We start from the raw sequence: 6,339 nt of genomic DNA, 5'->3' as shown, positions 1-6,339 counted from the left end.
AAGCTGGGAATGCTCTGGTCCATCGGAAAGGATTCCACGGTTTTATTGTGGCTGGCAAAAAAAGCCTTTTACGGACACTGTCCATTTCCTTTCATTCATGTGGATACCACCTACAAAATTCCTGAAATGATTACTTACCGGGATAAGATTGTAAAAGAATTGGATCTTGACCTAATCGTTCACACCAACCAGGAAGCCATTGATGCCGGCATGGGCCCTGACCACGGCCGGCTGGTTTGTTGTAAAGCCCTGAAAACCGAAGGTCTTCAGCAAATGTCGAAAAAATATCAGTTTGACGGTTTAATCGTTGGGGTTCGCCGGGATGAAGAAGGTTCCAGATCCAAAGAAAGAGTTTTCTCTGAACGTAATAAAAATGACGAATGGGATTACTCCAATCAGCCACCGGAATTATGGGATCAGTTTAAAACAGATTTCCCCAAAGGAAACCATATCCGTGTTCATCCTTTGCTGGCCTGGAGTGAAATTGACGTCTGGGAATATATTAAACGGGAAAATATTCCCATCATTGATTTGTATTTTGCGAAAAACGGGAAGCGCTATCGCAGCCTGGGCTGTGCACCATGTACCGGACAGATTGATTCAGAAGCCACAACCCTGGATGAGATCATTTGTGAACTGCAAAATACCACTGTCAGTGAACGGGCAGGTCGTGCCCAGGATCAGGAAGATGCTTATGCAATGCAAAAACTACGTAAAGATGGATATATGTAAACTACTGGGAGGTAAGAATAATGACACAGTTAAATGAAACAAGAGACACTTTAAAAATAGTCGTGGTTGGACATGTGGATCATGGAAAATCCACGGTTATCGGCCGATTACTCTACGATACGGATTCCCTTCCGGAAGGAACGGTTAATAAAGTAAAAAAAATAGCCAAAGAAACCGGGAAACCCTTTGAATATGCCTATTTACTGGATGCTTTTGAGGAAGAACAAAAACAGGGGATTACCATTGATACCACCCAGTTGCAGTTTCGTACGAAGAAGCGTGATTATGTGATCATTGACGCCCCCGGGCATAAGGAATTCCTGAAAAACATGATTTCCGGTGCCGCCAATGCCGAAGCAGGATTTCTGATCATTGATGCAAAAGAAGGGGTACAGGAACAGTCAAAACGCCATGCCTATATTTTATCGCTTTTAGGGATCAAAAAAGTATATGTGGTTTTAAATAAAATGGATTTGGTGGATTATTCCCAGGAAATTTATGAAACTATCAAAAAAGAAATGACCGAATTTTTGGCGGACCTGAAAGTTTATCCCATTGATTATATTCCTGTTTCCGCTTATTTTGGGGAAAATATTTTACACCCTTCTGAAAAACTAAAGTGGTTTAAAGGCAATTCCTTTGTGGGCGCCATGGATGCCATTGAAACGGAAAAAGGTCTGGAAGATAAACCCCTTCGCTTTCCCATTCAGGACGTGTACAAATTTGATGACCGACGAATCATTGCCGGTCGAATCGAAAGCGGCCGCATTAAAGTCGGAGACAAAATCACCATTTATCCAGAAGGAAAAAAGACAACCGTTAAATCCATTGCCTATTGGGCAGAACGGGATAAAAAGGATGTTGCTGTTGCCGGTGAATCCACAGGAATTATTGTCGAGGATGAATTTTTCAACAAACGTGGGGAAGTCATTGCCTTTGAAGAAGACAAACCAAGCATTTCCAATTCTTTCCGGGCCAATGTATTTTGGATGGGGAAAAACGATCTGGTAAAAAATAAAAAATATAAGATAAAATTGTCCTCCCAGGAAGTGGAAGGCGAAATTGAAGAAATCATTGGCATTGTGGATTCTTCCAGCCTTGACAGCAAAGTCAACAGCGGAAAAATCAAGCAGAATGATGTGGCGGAAGTCATTATTACCACCAATGAAGATGTGGTTTTTGATAAATTTGCTGACAGTCATGTCACCGGACGCTTTGTCATTGTTGATGGCTATGACGTTGCCGGAGGCGGAATCATTGTCGATGCGGAAGAGCGAAGAGAACTCAAAGAACTGCAGACCTTCACTTTCGAAACCCTAAAAGCAAGAGGGGATATTTTCGAAGAATTTTACTATAATGTCGAAGAATTTTCAATCGACCAGTACAAAGATTTCAATAAATCCTATACAGTGGGTGATGAGATTCCCATATCGGGAGAAAGCTACAAATATCCGGAGAGTTTCGATGTCCTGGTTTTACGTGATAAGGTTGCCATTAAAATTAGAAATAAGATCATCACAGAAATTATCACCTTAGATCAGTATGGCTTTACCGGTTATCCGCTCACCAACGGACGCGGCTTTGCCATTCAGGCATTCACACAACCGGAATTTGAAAAATTCATGAAAGAATACAGCAAAACCGATGAACGACGAGAAGTTGAATTTTTAAACCAATGGGTAAAATTTGATACCTATCGTCGGGTCATTTTCCATAATAATTTTTGGGATATTTAATTTTATACAAAAGAACAGCCTGGTATCGAATCAGGCTGTTCTTTTTTCGGCTATAATAATTCTTTTTTTTCATAACTTTTCTATTTCTATTAAATTGCAAAAATGATACAATAATTGTGCAGTTCAACAAGAAAAAAAGTACTTAGTGAACCTTTGCTTTAGTAAATTCTAACTAAATATATTCATAAAAAAATCAATGCCAGAAACAGAAAGAAGTAAGTATAAATGGTAATTAAAGCGTAATAACATTGGCCGCAAATTATGAAATTGAGGGTTCAAAGATAATGGATTATAAATACGTAAATCTTGTCTATTTTACTGGCACAGGAGGGACAGCCCGGGTTGCCGATGCCTTTGAGCAAGCTTTTTTGAACCAGTCCATCAATGTACATCGAACTGAATTAAACGGAAAAAATCAACCGGTGGATAGTTGCGACTTGCTAGTGGTGATTTTTCCGGTTCATGCTTTTAATGCGCCAAAATCTATTGATGAATGGATCGAACAAGCACCTCCGGGTCGGGGAAGACCTGTTGCAGTTATTTCAGTGTCCGGCGGTGGCGAAATTTCGCCGAATACCGCTTGCCGCGCGGCAACCAACCAACGTCTTAAACGAAAGGGCTATCATGTTGTTTATGAAAAAATGTTCGTGATGCCTTCAAATTTTATGATAAAATATGAAGATATTCTTTGTGCAATGCTACTGGGTGCGGCTCCGAGAAATGCTGAAAAAGCTGTTTCAGAACTTTTAACTGGGATCTGCCATCGAACAACTCCTTTTTGGATCGATCGAGTGGCTTCAAAGCTAGGGGTTTTAGAAAAGATTGGCGCAAAATTCTTTGGAAAATGTTTGAAAGCTAATGAGAATTGTATAAATTGCGGCTGGTGTGCCCAAAACTGTCCACGAGGGAACATCACCATTGTAAACGATAAGATTACCTTTGGTGGTACCTGCGTTATCTGCCTGCGGTGTGTTTATGGCTGTTCTCAAAAAGCCATCGAGCCAGGAATTGGTAAATTTTTAATTCTTAAAGGCGGATTTGATTTAAGAAAGATTGAAAATAAAATAGGTTATATGACAGTATTTCCATCGGTTGAGCAGGTCACACAAGGTTCATTGTTAAAAAGGGTAAAAGCCTATTTAATTGAAAGTGGTGAAAAATAACTGGCTAGGTGCCTGCTAATTAGCATGTTATACATAGCACATAAAAGAGGATTATTTTTAAATAGTTCTCTCATATCAGCAAATAAAACATTAAACAATCAATCATTTTTATTCAAAGTGACAAAAAAATAAAAAAGGTGGAGAACTAATGGCACATAAATTTAATATCAAAAGTAAAAGTAAACTTGACAATGAATGGCGAAGGGAAAACCTTCAGTCGGAAGCAACCCTTCTGAGTTTAGGTTTAACTCCTGAGGATAGTATGGCGGACATTGGGTGCGGGATCGGATATTTCACAATTCCAGCGGCTCAAATAGTGAATAACCAGGTTTTCGCATTGGATACTTCTGAAGAAATGCTTGAAGAAGTGAACCAGCGCATGGTTGCCGCCGGGTTGGCTAATGTAACCACTCTGAAAACGGATGAATACGATTTAAAGATTCCCATTGAATCGGTTAGTTTTGCATTGCTTGCTCTGGTACTTCATGAAATTGACGATAAAAAACGGATGATTACTGAGATTCATCGCATCTTAAAACCTGAAGGCCGCATTGCCGTCATCGAATGGATAAAAGAAGACACGGAAATGGGACCACCTTGTGCACACCGTATTGGCAAAGAAGACGTGGATGCCCTTTTCACAGCCGAAAAATTCGAACGCATTGACTCAAAAAAAATTGCAACCGTATTTTATGGCAGTATTTTTAGAGTCAAAGCCTAAATCTTAGATTTGAAAAGTGGAAAAATCAGAACATTTATCAGTAAAAAGAATAAAAAAGCAAACGTTAAAGAGGTGTGAAATGGATAAACAAAGCTTTGTAGCTTTGGCCGCCAATTTTATGGAAAATGCCAAAGATAACCAAATCGAAATGGATCATTCTGAAGATCTTCCCGGGACTAGAATTTATGACGCTCCTATTTTTGGATTTGCCAATCCACAAGATCCAGAATTTCTTTTACTTAAATCGACCAAAGTTATTGGGGAGCATTTCAGACTTCCCAATGAATGGTTGCCATCGGCTAAAACCGTGATTTCATTTTTTCTCCCTTTTTCTCAAACAGTAAAAAACAGTAACGGCCAGGGGAAAATATGGCCTTCACAGGAATGGTTAGTAGGCAGAGTTGAAGGCCAGCAATTATTGAATGAACTGGGGATTTATTTGCAAAATGAATTGAACAATTCAGGCTTTACCAGTATTATTCCATCCCTGGATAAGAACTTTTTCAGCAAAACAGCACCCGAATCGGAATTGAACGAAAAAGGTGAATTACAGGAACAACAGCTTTCATTCACCAGCAACTGGTCTGAACGACATGTGGCCTATATATGTGGCTTAGGGACTTTCGGGCTATCCAAAGGACTCATTACCTCTAAGGGCATGGCAGGTCGGTTTGGAAGTTTAGTCACAGAATTGAAACTTGAGCCGGATCAAAGAACCTATGAAACCTTTGATGCCTATTGCACTAAATGCGGGTCCTGCATAAAACGTTGCCCAGTGAAGGCAATCTCTTTTGAAAAGGGAAAAAACCACCGGAGCTGCAGTGACTTTCTAAAAAAGACCCGGGAAAAATTTAAGCCACGGTATGGTTGCGGAAAATGCCAGGTGAGTGTGCCCTGTGAAAGCGGTATTCCAGAGAAGGCTATATTATGAAGATGAAAATACGAGGAGAACTCAAATGATCGGTGAAAAATATGGAGAGATTAAAAAAGTTGAGGAGATTATTAATTTCACATATCGCGGATTAACACTTCTGATTCGTGATACAAATCTAGGCAACCTTGATTCGAAATATGAAGTCGGAATGATCCTGAGAGAATTAGGATTTACTGATGCAAGTTTGCATCGGGGAGGATTGTTAACCACTCATCGAATGGCTATTTTATCCAATCATTACGCAGACCTCCAAGCCTATGAATATGGCACAAATTGGGGCCTTTGTGTCATGGATCAAGGGTCGTATTTTAAAGTTTTAGACCAATATACCATCGAAGATAAAACCCAAATCACCCTTTTACACTTACCTGAAAATGATTGGGAAATTTTTGGTGAATGCCATACAAACGTTGACCCGAAAGTGGTTAATATTATTCGAAATGATTTTGAAAAATCCATTATCCTTGCGCCTGCTCCTGAATTATCTACCAATCAATGGCTCAAACGATGTTCCTATCCCATTGGCATGACGGATGAAGGGGGTTTGTTTTCCATTAAAAGAATAAACAGATAATTGGATACAGAAAATACCGGTTACATTTTTGACATCATCATAAGTATAAAATGGAATCTATAGAATGGACACAAAAAAGTCTATTCAAATAGGTTCTGTTTTTAATTAAAAAATGATAAGGAAATAGAGTACAATGATATTTTGAAAAAACATGAATGAATGGATGATATTTTGATAATATTTAAACAAAACGGGTAAAACATTAGACAAAGAGAGAAATTGAAAGGAGGCTTTATGCCGTGAAAAAGAATGCTGAATTATACAAATTCTATTTAAATCTTGACCGATCGATATTCATTAATAGATAATATAAAACAAATTGATATATTTTAGGCAATTATTAACGAGATCCCCTCGGAATGAAGGTGAAAGTATGGATCCTATAAACAACGGAAAAGACCGATTAGAAATACTTGCTCTGGAGGATTCTCCCATGGATGCGGAATTGATTTATGCTTATCTGTGTGAAAATTTTGAAT

The 6,339-nt window shown here is 38.9% G+C and carries 6 protein-coding genes; all 6 read left to right on the top strand.

The annotated features are described in order from the left end of the window. A partial coding sequence (gene cysD, locus VIK44_RS06490; RefSeq protein WP_331553036.1) for a sulfate adenylyltransferase subunit CysD occupies positions 1-732 on the top strand: 732 nt, incomplete at its 5' end. Positions 733-752: 20 nt separating this feature from the next. Beyond that, entirely contained in the window at positions 753-2,468 is a 1,716-nt protein-coding gene (locus tag VIK44_RS06485; RefSeq protein ID WP_331553035.1) for a sulfate adenylyltransferase subunit 1, read from the top strand. 284 nt (positions 2,469-2,752) lie between these two features. Next, the gene (locus VIK44_RS06480; protein ID WP_331553034.1) at positions 2,753-3,631 is read left to right on the top strand and encodes an EFR1 family ferrodoxin; all 879 of its coding nucleotides are present in this window, start codon (positions 2,753-2,755) and stop codon (positions 3,629-3,631) included. 148 nt (positions 3,632-3,779) lie between these two features. Next, complete coding sequence (locus VIK44_RS06475) at positions 3,780-4,352, top strand: class I SAM-dependent methyltransferase (RefSeq protein WP_331553033.1); 573 nt, start codon at positions 3,780-3,782, stop codon at positions 4,350-4,352. 79 nt (positions 4,353-4,431) lie between these two features. Then, positions 4,432-5,283 (top strand): 4Fe-4S binding protein, encoded by an 852-nt coding sequence (locus VIK44_RS06470; RefSeq protein ID WP_331553032.1) that lies wholly within the window; start codon positions 4,432-4,434, stop codon positions 5,281-5,283. A 25-nt stretch (positions 5,284-5,308) separates the two neighbouring features. Then, on the top strand, positions 5,309-5,860 hold the full coding sequence (locus VIK44_RS06465) for a hypothetical protein (protein ID WP_331553031.1): 552 nt from the start codon (positions 5,309-5,311) through the stop codon (positions 5,858-5,860). The last annotated feature ends 479 nt before the right edge of the window (positions 5,861-6,339 follow it).

It is taken from the genome of Acetobacterium sp. (genome assembly GCF_036508315.1).
In the GTDB taxonomy this organism is placed as follows: Bacteria; Bacillota; Clostridia; order Eubacteriales; family Eubacteriaceae; genus Acetobacterium.
Note: the sequence above shows the minus strand (reverse complement) of the source record. Positions and strands in the feature narration are given on the sequence as shown.

Excerpts from the sequence above, each read along its gene's own strand:
- VIK44_RS06465 (WP_331553031.1), top strand. The coding sequence starts at position 5,309 with ATGATCGGTGAAAAATATGGAGAGATTAAAAAAGTTGAGGAGATTATT.
- VIK44_RS06470 (WP_331553032.1), top strand. The coding sequence starts at position 4,432 with ATGGATAAACAAAGCTTTGTAGCTTTGGCCGCCAATTTTATGGAAAAT.
- VIK44_RS06475 (WP_331553033.1), top strand. The coding sequence starts at position 3,780 with ATGGCACATAAATTTAATATCAAAAGTAAAAGTAAACTTGACAATGAA.
- VIK44_RS06485 (WP_331553035.1), top strand. The coding sequence starts at position 753 with ATGACACAGTTAAATGAAACAAGAGACACTTTAAAAATAGTCGTGGTT.
- VIK44_RS06480 (WP_331553034.1), top strand. The coding sequence starts at position 2,753 with ATGGATTATAAATACGTAAATCTTGTCTATTTTACTGGCACAGGAGGG.